Annotated in this window: 14 protein-coding genes, 1 tRNA gene and 6 pseudogenes; 11 read left to right on the forward strand and 10 right to left on the reverse strand. The window is 73.2% G+C overall.

Annotated features, from left to right (window positions below; all coding sequences use genetic code 11):
• Positions 1 to 143: 143 nt before the first annotated feature.
• Positions 144 to 586, forward strand: a pseudogene (gene tadA / locus WKH84_RS16165) (tRNA adenosine(34) deaminase TadA).
• Between the two features lie 40 nt (positions 587 to 626).
• Here the strand turns inward: tadA and WKH84_RS16170 are convergent.
• Positions 627 to 1,565, reverse strand: coding sequence for a dihydrofolate reductase family protein (locus WKH84_RS16170; RefSeq protein WP_341854404.1), 939 nt, complete (start codon positions 1,563 to 1,565; stop codon positions 627 to 629).
• Positions 1,566 to 1,674: 109 nt separating this feature from the next.
• A complete protein-coding gene (locus WKH84_RS16175; RefSeq protein ID WP_341854405.1) occupies positions 1,675 to 2,067 on the reverse strand; it encodes a metalloregulator ArsR/SmtB family transcription factor in 393 nt (130 codons plus the stop codon).
• A gap of 233 nt (positions 2,068 to 2,300) precedes the next feature.
• Here WKH84_RS16175 and WKH84_RS16180 point away from each other — a divergent pair, with 233 nt between their 5' ends.
• From WKH84_RS16180 to WKH84_RS16190, 3 genes are all read left to right on the forward strand, one after another.
• On the forward strand, positions 2,301 to 3,098 hold the full coding sequence (locus WKH84_RS16180; RefSeq protein WP_341854406.1) for an ABC transporter ATP-binding protein: 798 nt from the start codon (positions 2,301 to 2,303) through the stop codon (positions 3,096 to 3,098).
• A 280-nt stretch (positions 3,099 to 3,378) separates the two neighbouring features.
• A complete protein-coding gene (locus tag WKH84_RS16185; RefSeq protein WP_341854407.1) occupies positions 3,379 to 3,990 on the forward strand; it encodes an ABC transporter permease subunit in 612 nt (203 codons plus the stop codon).
• An 8-nt stretch (positions 3,991 to 3,998) separates the two neighbouring features.
• Positions 3,999 to 5,033, forward strand: coding sequence for an ABC transporter substrate-binding protein (locus WKH84_RS16190; RefSeq protein WP_341854408.1), 1,035 nt, complete (start codon positions 3,999 to 4,001; stop codon positions 5,031 to 5,033).
• Between the two features lie 16 nt (positions 5,034 to 5,049).
• Here the strand turns inward: WKH84_RS16190 and WKH84_RS16195 are convergent, their stop codons facing one another.
• Together WKH84_RS16195 and WKH84_RS16200 are read right to left on the reverse strand one after the other, a co-directional pair.
• The gene (locus WKH84_RS16195) at positions 5,050 to 5,643 is read right to left on the reverse strand and encodes a response regulator transcription factor (RefSeq protein ID WP_341854409.1); all 594 of its coding nucleotides are present in this window, start codon (positions 5,641 to 5,643) and stop codon (positions 5,050 to 5,052) included.
• 28 nt (positions 5,644 to 5,671) lie between these two features.
• Entirely contained in the window at positions 5,672 to 6,484 is an 813-nt protein-coding gene (locus WKH84_RS16200; RefSeq protein ID WP_341854410.1) for a histidine kinase, read from the reverse strand.
• A 38-nt stretch (positions 6,485 to 6,522) separates the two neighbouring features.
• Between WKH84_RS16200 and WKH84_RS16205 the strand changes: the two genes are divergently transcribed.
• Positions 6,523 to 6,801 carry a hypothetical protein gene (locus WKH84_RS16205; RefSeq protein WP_341854411.1) on the forward strand — a complete coding sequence of 93 codons (279 nt, stop codon included), beginning with the start codon at positions 6,523 to 6,525 and terminating at the stop codon, positions 6,799 to 6,801.
• Between the two features lie 97 nt (positions 6,802 to 6,898).
• Here the strand turns inward: WKH84_RS16205 and WKH84_RS16210 are convergent, their stop codons facing one another.
• Positions 6,899 to 7,408 (reverse strand): hypothetical protein, encoded by a 510-nt coding sequence (locus WKH84_RS16210; protein WP_341854412.1) that lies wholly within the window; start codon positions 7,406 to 7,408, stop codon positions 6,899 to 6,901.
• 227 nt (positions 7,409 to 7,635) lie between these two features.
• Here WKH84_RS16210 and WKH84_RS16215 point away from each other — a divergent pair.
• From WKH84_RS16215 to WKH84_RS16225, 3 genes and pseudogenes are all read left to right on the forward strand, one after another.
• A pseudogene (locus WKH84_RS16215) lies at positions 7,636 to 8,651 on the forward strand (ATP-binding cassette domain-containing protein).
• A complete protein-coding gene (locus WKH84_RS16220) occupies positions 8,648 to 9,277 on the forward strand; it encodes an ABC transporter permease subunit (protein ID WP_341854413.1) in 630 nt (209 codons plus the stop codon). The pseudogene WKH84_RS16215 and the gene WKH84_RS16220 overlap by 4 nt, the downstream one beginning before the upstream one ends.
• Before the next feature lie 102 nt (positions 9,278 to 9,379).
• The gene (locus WKH84_RS16225; protein ID WP_341854414.1) at positions 9,380 to 10,225 is read left to right on the forward strand and encodes a MetQ/NlpA family ABC transporter substrate-binding protein; all 846 of its coding nucleotides are present in this window, start codon (positions 9,380 to 9,382) and stop codon (positions 10,223 to 10,225) included.
• A 110-nt stretch (positions 10,226 to 10,335) separates the two neighbouring features.
• On the opposite strand, the gene WKH84_RS16230 is transcribed toward WKH84_RS16225, so the two are convergent.
• The 4 genes and pseudogenes from WKH84_RS16230 to WKH84_RS16245 form a co-directional block, all read right to left on the reverse strand.
• Positions 10,336 to 11,397, reverse strand: a complete 1,062-nt coding sequence (locus WKH84_RS16230; RefSeq protein ID WP_341854415.1) for a prolyl oligopeptidase family serine peptidase — start codon at positions 11,395 to 11,397, stop codon at positions 10,336 to 10,338.
• 139 nt (positions 11,398 to 11,536) lie between these two features.
• Positions 11,537 to 12,351, reverse strand: a pseudogene (locus WKH84_RS16235) (oligopeptidase B); the annotation flags it as partial.
• 101 nt (positions 12,352 to 12,452) lie between these two features.
• Positions 12,453 to 13,361: a prolyl oligopeptidase family serine peptidase gene (locus tag WKH84_RS16240; RefSeq protein WP_341854416.1), complete on the reverse strand. Its 909-nt coding sequence runs from the start codon at positions 13,359 to 13,361 to the stop codon at positions 12,453 to 12,455.
• Between the two features lie 160 nt (positions 13,362 to 13,521).
• Positions 13,522 to 14,583 (reverse strand): annotated as a pseudogene (locus WKH84_RS16245) (S9 family peptidase); the annotation flags it as partial.
• A 1,469-nt stretch (positions 14,584 to 16,052) separates the two neighbouring features.
• Between WKH84_RS16245 and WKH84_RS16250 the strand changes: the two are divergent.
• The 3 genes and pseudogenes from WKH84_RS16250 to WKH84_RS16260 form a co-directional block, all read left to right on the forward strand.
• Positions 16,053 to 16,367, forward strand: a pseudogene (locus WKH84_RS16250) (universal stress protein); the annotation flags it as partial.
• Between the two features lie 182 nt (positions 16,368 to 16,549).
• Positions 16,550 to 16,885, forward strand: a complete 336-nt coding sequence (locus WKH84_RS16255) for a universal stress protein (RefSeq protein WP_341856926.1) — start codon at positions 16,550 to 16,552, stop codon at positions 16,883 to 16,885.
• 68 nt (positions 16,886 to 16,953) lie between these two features.
• Positions 16,954 to 17,039 (forward strand) — tRNA-Ser (locus WKH84_RS16260).
• 84 nt (positions 17,040 to 17,123) lie between these two features.
• Here WKH84_RS16260 and WKH84_RS16265 read toward each other — a convergent pair.
• Positions 17,124 to 17,406 (reverse strand): annotated as a pseudogene (locus WKH84_RS16265) (HPr family phosphocarrier protein).
• Positions 17,407 to 17,469 lie beyond the last annotated feature (63 nt).

Below are 17,469 nucleotides of genomic sequence, written 5' to 3' on the forward strand. Positions count from 1 at the left end.
GGACGGTCCAGGGGAGAGGATGGTCTCGCGCCCCCGGGCGCTCGCCGCATGGGGGAGCACTGGAGAATGAGTGCATGACCGACGCCCCGGCCACCCCGACCCCACCCGGTTTCCCGGCATCCCTTCCGAGCGACGACGAGCTGATGGGCCTCGCGCTCGCCGAGGCCCTCGCCGTCGCCGAGCGCGAGCCCGCCGACGTGCCCATCGGCGCCGTCGTCCTCGGGGCCGACGGCGAGGTGCTCGGGACCGCCGGGAACCGTCGCGAGGCCGACGAGGATCCGACGGCCCACGCCGAGATCCTCGCCCTGCGCGCGCGGCCCGCGCGACCGGGCGCTGGAACCTCACCGGCGCCACCCTCGTCGTCACCCTCGAGCCGTGCACCATGTGCGCGGGCGCGATCGTGCTCTCCCGCGTGCAGCGGGTGGTCGTCGGGGCGATGGATCCCAAGGCCGGGGCCGCCGGCTCCCTCTACGACCTGGTGCGCGAGCCGCGGCTGAACCACCGCGTCGAGCTCACCACCGGGGTGCGCGGGCAGGAGTGCGGCGACCTGCTGCGCGCCTTCTTCCGCGCCCGTCGGAAGCGCTGACGCCTCCGCGCTCCGTCCCGCGCACCGCCCCCGCCGGCGCTCAGTCCCGCAGGTGGTACTCGGTGGTGACGTGCCCGGTGGAGTAGCGCCACTGCTCGCCGAGCCGCGCTACGAGCGGATCCCTGGTGGGCGGGGTGAAGGTGAGCCCCTCGCCGACGAAGGTCGGGACCGTGCGCGACCGGATCGTGTCCACCAGCTCCGCGGCCAGCAGAGCCCTCGACAGCGTGAGGTCGCCCCACACGACGACCCTGCCGTACGGCGCGATCGCCTCGCGCAGGGCGTCCACCCCGCCGCGCACGATCTGGGCCTCGCCCTCGCCCCACGGCGCGGTCTCGAGGGTCTCGCTCACCACGAGCTTGGGCAGGGCGTTGATCGGCCCGGCGAGCCGGTCGTGCTCCGGATCGGCCGTCGGCCAGTACGAGGAGAACATCTCGTAGGTGACGCGGCCCAGCACGATCGCGTCGACCGTCGCGACGAACTCCATCTGGTGCTCGTCGGTGCGGTCGAGGTCCTCGAAGCTCACCGCCTCCACGAAGCGCATCCCGCCGTCGGGCTCGGCCGCGAAGCCGTCGGCCGAGACGAGCCGCTCGAGCACGATCCGCGGACGGCCCGTGCCGGAGCCGCCGGCGAGCTCGCCCAGCGGCGGCACCAGCACCTCGTCGAGCGCCGAGCGCCAGCCGTCGCGTACGTCCTCGTCCTCGCCGGCCTCGGCGGGCACGCGCCGCTCGAGCGTGAACACCATCCGGGTGCGCTCGGCGCCGACCTCCTCGAGCGCGACCGTGACCAGCGGCGAGACCTCGTCGGCGTCCTCCGGGCCGCGCCAGGTGAAGCGCAGCGGCTCCGGCTCGCGGATCTGGAGATAGGTGCCGGCCGTCGGCCAGCGCGCCCGTCCACGGTCATCGTGTAGGCGTACTGCCCGCCCTCGCGCAGGTCGATCGCGACCGAGCCGGTCTCGACCTCGACGCCGGCGGGATGCCACCAGCGGGCGGTCAGCGCGGGATCGGTCCAGGCGCGCCAGACCAGCGCGCGCGGCGCCTCGAGGGTGCGGGTGAGGGTGAAGGAGGCGGGGGTGGTCATGTCGTCGTCGGTCATGAGGGGTCTCCGTCCTGGCGAGCCGGGTCCTGGGGATCCTGCGCGCCCTCGGCGCTGTGCACGCTGGGCATGCCGCGCGCGACGTCCTCGAGGGCGTCGAAGCGGCCGGACCAGATCCGTCGGTGCTCCTCGACCCAGTCGGTCGCCGCCTCGAGCGGCTCCGGGGTGAGGGTGCACAGGCGCCACTGCGCCTGCGGGGTCCGGCTGATCAGCCCTGCCTCCTCCAGCACCCGCAGGTGCTGACTGATCGCGGGGCGGGAGACGGCGAAGGGCTCGGCGAGGTCGCCCACGCGCAGCGGTCCCCGGGCGAGGCGCTCGATCATCGCGCGCCGGGTGGGGTCCGCCAGGGCGTGGAAGACCCGCGAGAGCGGATCCGCCGCAGGCCGCATGTCACCAACTCCTTAAGTAAGGAACTGGTTGCACAGTGCTCCTCCCGCCCCGGGTGTCAAGGGGGTGGCGGGGACTCCTCGAGAGGTCCATCGTGCGAGATCGCAGGTCCGCACTCCGAGACGGCCGTCTAGAGTGGCCTCGCGGGCCCGCCCGCACCGTCCCGCACCGATCGATCCCGCACGTCCCCGCCGGTCGCCGACGACGTCGTCCGCCCCGAGGGCCAGGAGCACGCATGCACATCACCTCTCCCGCCGTCCCGCCCGGCGCCGTCGTCGCCGAGGACGTCTCGAAGGTCTTCTTCTCCGGCACCGACCCCGTCTGGGCGCTCGAGGACTTCTCCCTCACCCTCGAGCCCGGCTCCTTCACCTGCATCGTCGGCCCCTCCGGTCGCGGGAAGTCGACCTTTCTGCGCATCCTCGGCGGGCTCGAGGAGCGCACCGTCGGCTCCGTGACGATGCCGGACGAGGGCCACCGGATCCCCGCCGCCTTCGTGTTCCAGGAGCACGGCGTCTTCCCCTGGATGACGGTGCGGGAGAACGTCGCCTTCGGCCTGCGGATGACCGGCACCGGCGCGGCCGAGCGCCGACGCATCGCCGACGACTGGCTCGCCCGCGTGCGCCTGTCCGACTTCGCGGACTCCTACCCCCACCAGCTCTCCGGCGGCATGCGCCAGCGCGTCGCGATCGCCCGCGCCTTCGCGACCGGCTCCCCGGTGCCGCTCATGGACGAGCCGCTCGGCGCACTGGACGCCCAGACCCGCATGCTCATGCAGGAGGAGCTCATCGCCCTGTGGGAGGCCGAGCGCAAGACCGTCCTCATGGTCACCCACGACATCGACGAGGCGATCATCCTCTCCGACCGCGTGATCGTGATGTCCGGCCGTCCCGGCACGCTCCGCGAGGACATCACCGTACCCTTCGACCGTCGGCGCTCCTTCGAGATCGAGCGCGACCCCGAGTACGCGGCGCCGCGCTCGCGCATCTGGGACCTGCTGCGCGAGGACGCGCGCACCGCCGAGGAGACCGCATGAGCACCGCACCCGCCTCCCGCCCCGCGACCACGGCCGACGGCCGCGAGCGGCCGCACCCTCCTCGCCGCCCGGGAGCGGCGCGCCCGTGACCGGCGCCTGGCCACCCGCGACCTGGTCCTCTCGATCGCCACGCCGATCCTGCCGCTGGTGCTGTGGGAGCTCTGTGCACGCGTGGAGATCATCGACCCGCGCTTCTTCCCGCCGCCCACCCGCATCGTCGCCGCGGGCTGGGAGATGCTGATGAGCGGCGAGCTGTGGCAGACACACCGCGCCCACTCTGATGCGACTCGCCGTCGGCGGCGGGATCGGCGCGCTCGCCGGGATCGTGGTCGGCCTGCTGATGGGCGCCTCCCGGGCGCTGAACGCCGCGCTCGGCCCGCTGTTCTCCGCGCTCTACCCGGCGCCGAAGATCGCGATCTTCCCGATCCTGCTGATGATCTTCGGGCCCACCGAGTCGCCGAAGATCATCGCCGTGTTCATCACGACCTTCTTCATCATGCAGATCAACACCGTCTCCGGCGTGTGGGCGATCGACCGCAAGCTGCTCGAGGCCGGTGCCGCCTACGGCGCGACGGGGCTGGCCCGCTTCCGCCACGTGGTCCTGCCCGGGGCGATGCCCTTCGTGTTCTCCGGGCTGAAGACCGCCACCGGCACCGCCGTCGTGGTGGTCACCGCTGTCGAGTTCACCGGCGCCACCACCACCGGCCTCGGCTACCTGATCTGGAACTCCTGGCGGCTGTTCATCCCGGAGAAGCTCTACGTGGGCCTGGTCGTCATCGGACTGATCGGCGCCCTGGTCACCACGATCCTCAGCCGCTCCGAGAAGTCGCTGCTCGCCCTGGCGCCGCGAGCGCTGACCCCTACCCCGCACCACACCACCCCGCACCCCTAGGAGCACCGATGCGACGACGCACCCTTCTCTCCCTCACCGCCGCCACCGCCCTCGGCGGCGCCCTGACCGCCTGCGGCTCCGCCATCACCGGCGAGGACAGCTCCGGCGGCGGCGCCTACGGCGGCGGCGCCTCCGGCGTCGTGCGCGTGGGCCACCTGCCCTCGGCCCTGTTCGCGCCGCTGTACATCGCCGACGCGATGGGCTACTTCGAGGAGGAGGGCGTCACCCTCGAGCTCACCCCGCTGAAGTCCGGCCAGGACGGCGTGCCGATGCTGTCCAACGACCAGCTCGACGTGATGGTCGCCGGATTCAGCGCAGGGATGTTCAACGCCCTCGAGCAGGGCGTGGCCTTCAAGGTCGTCGGCTCCATGGGCATCTCCCCGGGCGACCCGGAGAACTCGCCCACCGCGCTCGAGGTGCGCCAGGGCCTCCTCGACGACGGCACCGTCAGCGAGGTCGCGGACCTCAAGGGGCGCACCATCGGGGTCGCCGGCGGGCCCGGCGCGACCGGCGGCTACCTGCTCGCGGCGATGCTCGAGGAGGGCGGGCTGACCCTGAACGACGTGGAGATCTCCAACCTCGCCACCCCCGACCAGGAGCCGGCGCTCACCAACGGCTCCGTCGACGCCGCCACCCCGTCCGCCCCCTTCTCCTCCTCGATCGAGGAGGCCGGGATCGCCTCCCCGCTCGCGGTCCCCGCGAAGGGCACCACCGGCACGGGCGTGATGTACTCCGAGACCTTCGTCGGCGCCGAGCTCGCGCAGGGCTTCTTCACCGCGCTCGCCAAGGGCGCCCAGGAGCTCTCGGCCGACGGGAAGCAGACCGACGAGGTCTACCAGATCCTCGCCGACACCCTCGGCCAGGACATCGAGGTGCTGAAGGCCTCCCCGATGTACAGCTACCTCCCCGACCTCGCCCCGCGGCCCGAGCGGCTCGAGGCCATGCAGTCCGTGTGGATCGACGCCGAGCAGATCACCTACACGGAGCCGCTGGACATCGACGGCATCGTCGACGCGAGCTTCGCGGAGGCCGCGGCGGGCTGAGTCGCCTCCGCGGGCCTCAGATCCAGCCCTGGCGGCGGGCGATCGCGGCGGCCTCGTGCCGGTTCGCGGCCTGCGGCTTCGCCTGGGCGCTCGAGAGGTAGTTGCGCACGGTCCCCGGGGCCAGATGGGCGCGCCGAGCGATCTGCTCGACGGGGGCGCCGTCGGCCGCGAACTCGAGCACATCCGCCTCGCGCGGGGTGAGCGGGGAGTCGCCCGAGGAGATCGTCTCCGCGGCCAGCTCGGGGTCGATCGCGCGGCGCCCGTTCGCGACCGAGCGCACGGCGCGAGCGAGCCGCTCGGCCGAGGTGGTCTTCGGCAGGAAGCCCAGCACCCCCTGTGCGAGGGCGCGCTTGAGATAGCCGGGCCGCGCATGCGAGGTGAGGATCAGGCGGCGGGTCGCGGAGGAGGCCTCCGCGATCTGCTCGCACAGCTCGAGCCCGTCGCCGTCGGGCGGCTGCAGGTCCACGACGGCGACGTCCGGCGTGGTCTCGGCGATCAGCCGCGCGCCCTCGGCGACCGTCCCGGCCTCGCCGAGCACCTCGAGGTCCTCCTCGAGCGAGAGCATCGTCGCGAGCGCCGAGCGGATCAGGTGCTCGTCGTCGACGAGCACCACGCGCGCGGGCGAGCAGGGCCATCGGTCATCGGGATCCTCCGGTTGGGGTGAAGCGGACGTCGAGGGTGAAGGTGCCGTCCTCGCGTCGCACCTCCAGGGTCGCCTCGTCCTCGAGGCGCTCCCGCATCCCGGCCAGCCCGCTGCCCTCCCGGATCTCGCCGTCCTCGGGCGCACCGTCGTTGACCATCGTGACGCCGTCCGCGCGGAGGGTGATCTCCACGGCCGACGGGTCGGCATGGCGCAGGATGTTCGTCCCGCCCTCTCGCAGCACCCAGGCGGCGGTGCCGGCCCGGGCCGCGGGGACGTCCTCGGCCGCGCCGTGGACCGTGACCTCCACGTGCGCGGAGCGCAGAAGCGATGCAGTGCCCTGCGGCTCGGTCGCGAGATCCGCTTCGCGGTAGCCGCGCACGAGCGAGCGGATCTCGGCGAGCGAGGTGCGGGCGATCTGCGCCGCCTCCCGGCCGTGCTCCGCGGCGCGGGGGTCGCCGCGCTCGGCCAGCCGCGCCACCAGCTCGGTCTTCACGGCGATCACGGAGAGGTCCCGCCCGGTGACGTCGTGCAGGTCGCGGGCGAAGCGCGACCGCTCCTCGGCGACGGCGAGCTGGGCCTGCGCCTCGCGGGCGTCGTCGAGCTCGCGCACCATCGCCGCCAGCCACAGGGACATCCGCACCGTGAGCACCACGGCGAGCAGCAGTGCGCCGGTGGGGAAGGCGACGGGGGCGGAGAGTCCGAACGCCATCGCGATCACCGTCGTCGCGGCCGCCAGCGCCGCCCCGATCTGCCAGCGCCATCGCAGGAGCGCCGCGGCGGCGAGCGGCGTGAGCGAGGCGGCGAGCACGGGGGCCGCGGAGAGGCCGAGCGGCTGCAGCGAGCACGATGACCGCTGACGGCACCGCGGTGGCGATCAGCGAGCGGTCCGCCGGGATGTCGCCCACCTGCGGGAGGTCCCAGCGGTCCCGCGCCTCGGGCGGCGCGGCCGCCGACCACAGTGCGAGCGCTCGGTGTCCGGACCAGGCGCCGACCACCATCTGCACGATCAGCACCGCGGTCGCCGCCGGGGCCTCGGCCAGCGGCGCGGGCACCGGGGTGCCGAACGCGAGCGAGACCCCCAGCGGGAAGATCGCCTGGATGAGCACGACCGACCACGCCGTGTAGGCGTAGAACACGCTCCACTGGCGTGCGGTGCGGGTCTTCACCGCGGTTCTCCCTTCGGCGTGGGAATGGTCGACGAGCTGGGGCGAAGCGTATCCGCTCAGCCGATCGCGGCGAGGAACAGGCCGCCGAAGGCGCCGAAGACGATGCCCCACAGGATGATGGAGATGCCCATCCAGAGGTAGACCCGGCCGCGCGCGGCGCCGAGCGCGATCAGTGCAGGTCCGGAGATCTGCGAGGCGACCACGAACGGCCCCAGCAGGCACACCCCGGGCACTCCGTACTTCTCCATCGCCGCGGCGACCTTGGTCCGGAAGCGGGAGGGGCTGGGCTCCACGGCGGAGCGGCCCCCGTGCTTCCCGCGACCCTGGGCGATCGCGTCCCGGGTGCGGCCGGCCAGCGCGATCACCACGAAGGTCGCCACCAGGTTTCCCAGCACCGCCGCGGGGATCGCGAGGGCCGGGTGGATGCCGAGGGTGGTGCCCAGGAAGGAGCCGAGATAGCTCTCGATGAAGGGGATCGCACCGGCGGGGACGAGCGCGAGAACCTGCCGCCACGGCGCGAGGCCGGAGACGAGGTCGTGCGGCTGGGCGAGGAGGTCCTGGAACATGGGTGGGGTCCTTCCGGGTTGATGATGGTTCCAGCCTCCCCGTGCACGGCGGCGCGCGGCAGGGCGCGGTGTCATCGACCGGGATGCGTCTCTCACGGCCCGCCCATGACAGATGTCAGACCGCACGGCGTGACCCCGTCCACATGGGGACCTGCAGGTCTGTGACGTTTGTTGCGGCAGATGAACGCGTGCTCGGCGTACGGGGCGCTCGATGCTTGAATTCCGGGGTGATCACTCTCGACGCACTGCGCAAGGTCTTCCCCGCACCCGGCGGCGGAGACCCCGTCGTCGCGCTCGACGGGATCGACCTCCACCTCGGGCCGGGCCGCATCCACGGGATCGTCGGCCGCTCCGGGGCGGGCAAGTCCACGCTCATCCGTCGCCTGACCGGGCTGGAGAAGCCCACCTCGGGGCGGGTCGAGATCGACGGCACCGACATCGCCGCGCTCGAGGGCGCCCAGGCGCGCGCCGCTCGGCGGAACATCGGGATGGTCTTCCAGCACGCGAACCTGCTGGACTCCCGCACCGCCGCCCAGAACATCGCCCAACCGCTCGAGATCGCCGGGGTGCCCCGCGCCGAGCGCGAGCGCCGCGTCGCCGAGCTGGTCGAGCTCGTGGGGCTCACCGGCCGCGAGCACAACCATCCCGCGCGGCTCTCGGGCGGGCAGATCCAGCGCGTCGGCATCGCCCGCGGCCTCGCCGCCGAGCCGAAGGTGTCGCTGTGCGACGAGCCGACCAGCGCCCTGGACGGCACCACCACCCGGCAGATCCTGCGTCTGCTCGCGGACCTCCGCGAGCGCCTCGGCATCACGGTCGTGATCATCACCCACGAGATGGGCGTGGTGCGCGAGGTGTGCGACACCGTCACCCTGCTCCAGGACGGGCGGATCACCCAGAGCGGCGACCTGCTCGAGGTCGCCGCCGATCCGCACGGCCCCCTCAGCGCGGAGCTGATCCCGCGCCGCCGGCTCCTACCGGCATCGAGGCGCTGGTCGTGAACTGCGACTACGGCGACTCCGAGCGCTTCCGCACCACAGATGACCTGATCCGTCTGGCCGAGACGTACGAGGCCGAGGCGACCCTCGTCGCCGGCACCATCGAGACCATCGGCGGCCGGCAGGTGGGGCGGGTCCAGCTCGCCCTGCGCAACCGTTCCGGACAGCCGATCTCCCGCCAGGGGCTCGATGACTTCCTCGCCGAGCTCGAGAGCGCCGGCGTCGTCGCGAAGGAGGTGACCGCATGATCGAGTGGCTCGACAACCCCGTCTTCACCACCTGGGACTCCAACACCTCGCTGTGGTCCAACACCCTGATCACCCTGTACATGACCGTGGGGACCATGCTGTTCTCCACCCTCATCGGTGTTCCGCTGGGCCTCTTGCTCTTCGAGACCTCCGGAGCGCGCGGAGGTCTCGCCCGCTGGGTGAACCGCGTCGTCGGCTTCGTCGTGAACGTCGGGCGGTCCTTCCCGTTCATCATCCTGATCATCGCGCTGATCCCCGTCACCCGCTTCATCGTGGGCCGCGTGACCGGGCCGAACGCCGCGATGTTCGCGCTGGTGATCTCCGCGATCCCGTTCCTCGCCCGTCTCATCGAGATCAACCTGCGCGAGATCTCCGCCGGGAAGGTCGAGGCGGTGCAGATGATGGGCGCCACCCGCTGGCAGATCATCCGACAGGTCCTCCTGCCGGAGGCGCGCCCGGCATCATCGGCTCCCTCACCACCACCACGATCGCCGTCATCGGCTACACCGCCATGGCCGGCACCGTGGGCGGCAAGGGCCTGGGCGACCTCGCGATCCGCAACGGCTACCAGAGCTACGACAACGTGGTCATGGTTGCGACCGTGGTCGTGCTGGTGGTCATCGTGATCGCCGTCCAGGCGCTCGGCTCCGCCCTCTCCCGCGCCGTCGACCACCGCGCCGCGGCCCGCTGACCTGCTTCATCCCACCCTCGTCGAGAAGGACATCCCCATGACCCACATCTCCCGCCGCACCACTCTGCTCGCCTCCGGCGCGGGCCTCGCCGCGCTCGCCCTCGCCGCCTGCGGCGCCGGCGGCACCGAGGGGCCGACGGAGGAGAACGGCGTGACCACGATCCGCATCGGCGCCTCGCCGGCCCCGCACGCCCAGATCCTCACCTTCGTGAAGGACAACCTCGCCGAGGAGGCCGGGCTCGCCCTCGAGATCATCGAGTACACCGATTACCAGCCGCCCAACCAGGCGCTGAACGATGGCGACCTCGACGCGAACTTCTACCAGACCCCCGCCTTCCTCGAGGGCCAGATGTCCGAGAAGGGCTACGACTTCCACGCCTTCGAGGGCATCCACGTGGAGCCCCTCGGCGTCTACTCCGAGACCCTCACCTCGCTCGACGAGCTGAAGGACGGGGACGAGGTCGCGATCGCGAACGACCCCACCAACCGCGGCCGCGGCCTGGACCTGCTCGCCGCCCACGGCGTGATCACCCTCGCAGACGGCGTCGCCCCCACCTCGGCCACCACCGGCGACATCGCCGAGAACCCGAAGAACCTGCAGTTCTCCGAGCTCGAGGCCGCGCAGATCCCGCGCTCCCTCGCCGACTTCGCGATCGCCGTCGTCAACGGCAACTACGCCCTCGAGGCGGGCCTGAACCCCTCCGAGGAGGCCATCGTCATCGAGGAGGGCGAGGGCAACCCGAACGCGAACATGATGGTGGTGCGCACCGCCGACGCGGAGAACGAGGCCCTCGTGACGCTCGACGAGCCGCTCCACAGCGACGACGTCCGCTCCTTCATCGAGGAGACCTACACCGACGGCTCGGTCATCCCGGCCTTCTGAGCCCGAGCGCTCCAGGCCGTACGCCGGCCGACGGAACGACGACGCCGCGCCCGCCCCACGAGGGGCGAGCGCGGCGTCGGTGCGTTCGGGGCGGTCCGGAAGAGCTCGCCTCAGAGCGGCTCCGTCGCCCCCAGCTGGTCCAGCGACCAGGCCAGCTCGTCGGCCCGCTGCTCCCACTTGCGGTACCGGCCGGAGCGGCCTCCGTGCCCCGCGACCATCTCGCAGCGGAACACGATCGGGCGCTCGGCCTGGTCGGAGGTGACCGTCTCGCGCAGGCGGGCCACCCACTTCGCGGGCTCGACGAAGAACACGCGGGTGTCGTTCAGCGAGGTCGCGGCGAAGATCGCCGGGTACTCCACCGCCTGCACGTTCTCGTAGGGCGTGTACTCCTTCATGTACTCGTACACGGCCGGGTCGTGCAGCGGGTCGCCCCACTCCTCCCACTCGCCGACGGTCAGCGGCAGTGAGGGATCCAGGATGGTGGTCAGCGCGTCCACGAAGGGCACCCCGGCGATGATCGCCCGGAACCGCCCCGGGGCGAGGTTCGCGACCGCGCCCATCAGCGACCCGCCCGCGCCGCGGCCCTCCGCCCCGAGCCGGGCCGGGTCCACGAGGCCGCTCGCGCCGAGATGCTCCGCCGCGGCGACGAAGTCGCTGAAGGAGTTCTTCTTCTCCAGCGGCTTGCCGTGGTCGTACCAGTCCCGGCCCATCTCGCCCCCGCCGCGCACGTGCGCGATCGCGACGACCACGCCCCGGTCCAGCAGGGACAGGCGCGTGGGCACGAAGGACGGGTCGACCGAGACCTCGTAGGAGCCGTAGCCGTACAGGTAGCCCGGCGCGGTCCCGTCGGCCGCGACCTCCCTGCGCGCGACGACGCTGAGCGGTATCGCGGTGCCGTCGGCCGCCCTCGCCCACTCGCGCCTCTCCACGTAGAGGGAGGGATCGAAGTTCGGCACCGGGGTGACGCGCAGGATCTCGGTCGCACCGGTGGCGACCTCCCGCTCGGCGACGGTGGGCGGGGTGAGCAGGCTGGTGAGCTCGTAGCGCACCGCCTGCTGGTCCCAGTTCGGGTTCGCGTCGAGCTCGACGGTGTCCAGTCGCCCGCCGTGGGTGAGGTCCTCGGCCTGATCGAGCCGCAGCGACCCGTCGGCCGCCCGCGGGATGATCCGCACCGAGGCGAGCCCGCCGGCGCGCGCTCGAGCGCGACGAAGCCCGCGAACGACTCCACCGCCAGCGCCGCTCGCCCTCGCCGGCGACCAGCGGCTCCTCCCACTGCTCCGGGGTCTCGAGCGGCGCCTGCGCGAGCGCGAAGCCGGTGTGCCCGTCGTTGTGCACCACCAGCAGGCGGTCCCCGGCGTGCTCGACCGCGTAGTCCACGCCGTCGCGCCGCCCGCCCGCGCGAACGGGCGCGGACTCGGGCGCGGCGAGGTCCAGCGACCACGCCTCCGCCGTCGTGGTGGAGGCGGACTGGATGACGAGGGTCGTCTCGTCGCGGGAGCGCTCGAAGCCGATCATGAACCGCTCGTCGGCCTCCTCGAGCACGAGCACGTCCTCGGCCGGATCGGCGCCGATCCGATGGCGCCAGACCTGGTGCGCCGCCAGGCGTCGTCGACCCGCGCGTAGAACAGCCACTGCTGATCGGTGGAGAACGCGATCCCGTAACCGGTGCCGGTCACGGACTCGTCGAGCACCTCGCCGGCGGAGAGGTCCAGGGCCCGCGGCGTGAACCGCTCGTCCCCGGCGGTGTCCACCGCATAGGCGAGCAGGGTGTGGTCGGGGGAGAGGGTCAGCCCGCCGAGGGAGTAGAACTCGTGCCCCGCGGCCTCGGCCTGGGCGTCCAGCGGCACCTGCTCGCCCTCGAGCATCACCCCCGGCTCGACCTGCGGCATCGCGCCCGCGTCGGCCACGCGCGTGAACCTCGGGTAGTCGTCTCCGGCGGTGGTGCGGGTGATGTACCACCAGTCCCCGCGACGCACCGGCACCGACAGGTCCGTCTCCTGCGTGTGACCGACGAACTCCTCGACCAGGCGGCGCCGCGGCGCGCCGAGGTGCGCGGTGCGGGCGTCGGCGTAGGCGTTCTCCGCCTCGAGGTGCGCGATGACCTCGGGATCGGTCTTGTCGCGCATCCACTCGTACGGATCCACCACGACATCGCCGTGGTGGATCCGCTCGGTGGGGCGTCGCTCGGGGAGGGGGCGTCCGGGTGCTGGCTGGTCATCCCTCGAGACTAGTCATCCTTCGAGGTCGGCGGCGCCCAGCTGGTCCAGGAGCCAGGCGACTCCCTCGACGCGGAGGTCCTCGCCGTCCTCGAGGGAGTCGGCGACCCGCAGCAGGATCGGCCGCTCGACCGGATCGGACGTGACCCGCTCTCGCGCCGCGCCACCCAGATCGCGGCGCAGGCCGGCGGGTAGTCCGCCCCTTCGAGCGCGGTGAACGTGTAGACGGCGGGGTACTCGGTCTCGCGGATGTTCTCCGCCGGGCCGCAGGCGCGCAGGGTCCGGTAGGCGGTCTCGTCCTCGGCCGGGTCCCCGAACTCGGTCCACTCCTCGAGGGTCAGCATCACCTCCGGGGCCAGCATCGTCTCCAGCGGGTCCACCAGCGGGGTCTCCGCCAGCACGGCCCGGAACAGCTCGGGCGCCCGGTTCGCGGCCGCGCCGACGACCATCGCACCCGCCCCGGTGGCCACGGCGCCGATCCGGTCCGGAGCCGCCCACCCGGAGGCGACCAGGTGATCCGCGCAGGCGACGAGATCGTCCACCGAGTGCATCCGGCGCTGGCGACGGCCGTCGTGGTGCCACTGCGGCCCGAGCTCGCCGCCGCCGCGCACGTGCGCGACGGCCACGACGACGCCGCGGTCCGCGAGCGCGAGCACCTCGGGCCGCAGCAGCGGGTCGAGGCACTGGCCGAACACGCCGTGGCCGTGCAGCAGCACCGGGGCGGTGCCGTCGGCGACCACGTCGGCCCGGGCGATCAGCGAGATCGGGACGCGGGTGCGGTCGGGCGAGGTCGCCCACAGCCGCTTCTCGACGTACCGCGAGGCGTCGAGGCCGGGCACCTCGACGCGCTTCAGCACGAACGGGTCGCCGCCGTCGAGGGACGCGCGGATCATCGTCGGCGGGGTGAGGAAGCTGTCCACCCGGCGCGGATCGAGCGCGCTCCCAGTCGGGGGTGTGCTCCAGCCGCACCGCGTCCAGCGGTCCGCCGGTGAGGATCTCCCGCACAGCGCCGACGTCGAGGGAGCCGTCGGCCCGGCGCGGGATCATCCGCACCGCCGGCAGGGCGCCGACGCGCGCCTGCGGCGCGACGAAGCCGGCGAAGGCCTCCACGGACTCGAAGCTCTCGCCCTCCTGCGCGTGCAGCAGGGGGTTCGCGCCCTCGGGCGGCGTCCCCGGACCGAGCGGCGCCTCGGCGAGCACGCAGCGATGGGAGGCGGGGTCCGCGTGCAGCAGCAGCAACCGGTCGCCGGCGTGCTCCACGACCGTGGAGGCGCCGGGCAGGCGGTCGGTGACCTGGATGGGCGTCGCCGTCGGCGCGGCGAGGTCCAGCGTCCACACCTCGGCGGCGACCGGCGAGGTCGAGCGGATCATCAGGGCGGACCCGTCCCGGGAGCGGCTCAGGGCGAGCTCGGACCAGTGGTCGGGCTCCTCGAGCGACACCGGGTCCGTGGAGGGGTCGCTGCCCAGCACGTGGCGGCGCACCTCGGCGCGGCGCCCGAGGTCGTCCAGACGGGTGTGGAGCGGCGCGGTCGAGTCCGCGGAGAACACGGGATCGGGCCCCGCGCCGTGCACGGAGTCGTCCACGACCGCGCCGGTATCGGCGTCGGTGACCACGAGGCGGCGACCGCCCGCGGCGGCCTCGGCCCGGGCGAGCAGGCGGTGGTCGGGCGAGAGGGCGATCCCCAGCACCCTCCGGCAGTCCTCCACCAGCACGCTCTCGCCGGGGGCAGCGAGCGCCCGGGAACGGGGACGGGCACGCCGGCCGGGCCGCGCACGGCCTCGCAGTCGCGGACGCGGGAGAAGGCGACGCCGTCCAGCGGGTGGGTGCGGTCGATGTACCACCAGCCGTCCAGCGGCACCGGCACCGACAGCTCCTGCGGGATCTCGCCCTCGAGGGCCCCGGCGAGACGGGCGCGCGGCGGCGCGAGTGCGGAGGTGGCGCGGTCGGTGTGCGCGTTCTCGGCGGCGAGGTGCTGGCGCACCTCGGCGGAGCGGATGCGCGCGCGACCACTGGAAGGGGCGGCGCGGCGGCGTCGCCGAAGAGGATGCGGCGCGCGGTGCGGGGCTCGGGGCGGGGGGCGAGGAGGGACTCCGCGGAGCGCGCGGGGGACGCCGTGCGGCGGGGACGAGGTGATCGGTCATCGGAGCGGCTTTCCTCTCGGGGTGGCCGGTGGGGGGGGATCCCGGTTCCGTGGCGTCTCGGCCGGAGGGGCCACGGCGGGGCACTGCGGGTGATCAGCTCTCCGGAGTCGGGACCCGATCGAGGAGGTCGGCGGTGACGGCGCCGCCGTGATCGGGACGCCCGCGCTCACGGGCACTGCCGCGGCGAGGGGGGACATGAGGGAGGGCGCAGTATGCCTGGGATGCCGGGGTGTCGTTCATCGTCGGGCCCCTCCCTTCCTCGGAGCTCGTGGACGGCCGCAGGGCGGTGCTGAAACGTCGTTCTGTGATATGCGCCATGGACGCTACCCTCAGTGTTTTACAGGTATGTGGAAAGTCCTGAAAACGGGCGCGCGCACCCTCGGCGGGGGATGATCGATGGAGTGCGGCTGGAGGAGGACCAGGCGAGATGGCGACGGATGACCACGGGAGGTTCGCTCCTGAGAGCGCGCGCGGCGATCAAGCGCAGCGGGCTGACCCTCACCGTGATCTCCCAGCGTCTGCGCGCGCGCAACCGTCCCGTGAGCGTCGCGACGCTCAGCAACTGGCAGTCGGGCCGGAGCCTGCCCGGCGGCGATCAGTCCCTCGGTGTCGTCGCCGCCCTCGAGGAGTCGCTCGGGCGGCCCCCGGACTCGCTCGCGGATCTCGTGGGCGGGCCGCGACTGCAGGGGCGCGCGGTGCAGGAGATGAGCTTCGTCGGGCGTCCGTCCAGCCGCGAGGTCTTCCAGGAGGCGCTCGAGGCGCTCGGCTTCGCGAGCGCGCAGCAGTACGCGCACGAGCGCGTCATCCACCAGCTCGCGATCATCGACTCGACCCAGTCGGTGCGGCGCTTCGAGCACCGCATGACCGTGCGTGCGCTGGAGTCGGGGACCTGCCGGCTACCGGCGGTGCACGTGCTGGGGCAGAACGAGCCCAACATCGCTCCCCGCTACATCGCGACCGAGGGTCGCACCATCGGGAGGCGCGTGGCCTGGCCCCGCCGCCGCGCCTACGGGGTCGAGTTCCTGCTCGACGGGCGCCTCGACGCGGGCCAGGTCGCCACCTTCGCCTACCGGGTCGAGATGCACGCCAGCGCCATCGACGTCACGGGAAGCATGTACTCCGTCCCCCGACCCGCGAACGACGTGTGCTCGAGGTCGAGTTCCGCGGCCCGCGCCGCCCCCTGGACTGCGAGCGCTACCGGCGCACGGACGCCGGGGAGACGGTCTCCTCCCTGCGGCTCGACCACCGCGACCGCCTCCAGATCAGCGAGGCGCGCTTCGGGCCCGGCACCTTCGGCCTGCGCTGGTCCTGGGGCGCCGACGACGGCTTCGACGAGGAGCTCGACGACCTGTACTGATCGGGTGAGCACGGCGTATCCTGAGGTGACAGCACGGTCGCACGGGGAGGTGCGGGACATGGAGCCGTCCACTCGGAGCATCCTGGTGGGATATGACGACACCAGCGCCGCGATGGCCGCCGTGCGCTGGGCCGCCGAGCTCGCCCATGACACCGGCGCCGGGATCCGCCTCCTGCACGCTTGGACGTGGCCGCTGCTCGGCCAGGGCCTCGCCGGCATCCCCGTGCTCGACCCCGCCGGCCCCCGCAACCAGGCCAGCCGCCTGCTGGACGACGCGGCCGAGCGCATCGCCACCCACCACCCCGACGTCCCGGTCACCGCCGAGCTCGTCGCCGGCATGCCGCGTGAGGTGCTCGAGGAGGCCTCCGCCGGCGCCGACCTGCTCGTCGTCGGGACCCGCGGGCTCGGCGCCGTGCTCGGCACGCCGCTGGGCTCCGTGAGCCGCGGGTCGCTCCACGACGCCGGTCGCCCCGTCGCGATCATCCGCTCGGACCAGCACCGAGCGGGCCCGGTGCTGGTCGCCTACGACGGCTCCGACACCGCTGGGGAGGCGGTCGACGTCGCCGCCGACCTCGCCGCGGCCTGGGGGGCGACGCGCGCGTGGTGCACGTGCGCACCGTCCCCCACGCCCCCTACGACAGCGGCGGGGAGGCCTGGGAGGCGGGGAAGGGCACCCGCGCCCTGCTCGACGAGGGCGTGGCCCGGGCGCGCGCCCGCCAGGCGCGGGTCGAGGTGCAGTCGCGGATGCTCGAGGCCCGCACCGCCGCGGAGGGGCCGCTGGACGCGGCGGCCGGTGCGCGGATGCTGGTCCTCGGCCATCGCGGGCTGGGCCGAGGTCGCTTCGGCTCGACCGCCCATGCAACGGTGCCGCACGCCACCGGCAATGTCACCGTGGTCCGCCACGGCCCGGAGATGCGGTCGGCGGCGCACGAGGACGTGACGTGACTCGCGTCACTCGCGTCCGACGCTCACCGGTTTGAACGCAGGGTGTCCGTGCGGTTATTCTGCTCGACGGTAGCGTGTCCGAGCGGCCGAAGGTGCATCACTCGAAATGATGTGTGGTTCATAGCCACCGCGGGTTCAAATCCCGCCGCTACCGCCCCTGGCCTGGAGTTTCCTCCCGGTCGACGAAGGCCCTCGCCGATCCGGCGGGGGCCTTCGTGCATGCGGCGGGCGGGGGCGATCAGCTCTCCTGGAACTCCTCGTCGAGGTTCGTCTCGAGCGGCGCCGCGAGGGCGTCCAGCGATTCCTCGGCGCCCTCGCCCTCGGCGCGCGGCGTGACCTCGTCGTCGAAGGCGACGTCGAGGGTGAGGAGCATGAGGATGCTCGAGGCCTTCACCGGGCCGGCGTCCGCAGTCTCGATGGTGACGGCGGCAGGGTCGCTCGGACGCGGCCTGCGAGAAGAGTGCCGCCGGGCGGGCATGGAGGCCGCTCGCGCTCGCGACCTTCACGGTTCGTGCTGACATCTGGCAGGCCTTTCTCGACATGGTCGACCCAGGGTAGCGCCGCGGAGTGTCCTCGCGGGCGTT

The organism is Brachybacterium sp. GPGPB12 (assembly GCF_038396325.1).
GTDB lineage: Bacteria > Actinomycetota > Actinomycetes > Actinomycetales > Dermabacteraceae > Brachybacterium > Brachybacterium conglomeratum.

Bases quoted from the DNA above. Each gene is read 5' to 3' on its own strand.
- WKH84_RS16210 (WP_341854412.1), bottom strand. From the start codon at position 7,408: ATGTTCCAGGACCTCCTCGCCCAGCCGCACGACCTCGTCTCCGGCCTC.
- WKH84_RS16220 (WP_341854413.1), top strand. From the start codon at position 8,648: ATGATCGAGTGGCTCGACAACCCCGTCTTCACCACCTGGGACTCCAAC.
- WKH84_RS16180 (WP_341854406.1), top strand. From the start codon at position 2,301: ATGCACATCACCTCTCCCGCCGTCCCGCCCGGCGCCGTCGTCGCCGAG.
- WKH84_RS16190 (WP_341854408.1), top strand. From the start codon at position 3,999: ATGCGACGACGCACCCTTCTCTCCCTCACCGCCGCCACCGCCCTCGGC.
- WKH84_RS16225 (WP_341854414.1), top strand. From the start codon at position 9,380: ATGACCCACATCTCCCGCCGCACCACTCTGCTCGCCTCCGGCGCGGGC.
- WKH84_RS16205 (WP_341854411.1), top strand. From the start codon at position 6,523: ATGACCGCTGACGGCACCGCGGTGGCGATCAGCGAGCGGTCCGCCGGG.
- WKH84_RS16185 (WP_341854407.1), top strand. From the start codon at position 3,379: ATGCGACTCGCCGTCGGCGGCGGGATCGGCGCGCTCGCCGGGATCGTG.
- WKH84_RS16175 (WP_341854405.1), bottom strand. From the start codon at position 2,067: ATGCGGCCTGCGGCGGATCCGCTCTCGCGGGTCTTCCACGCCCTGGCG.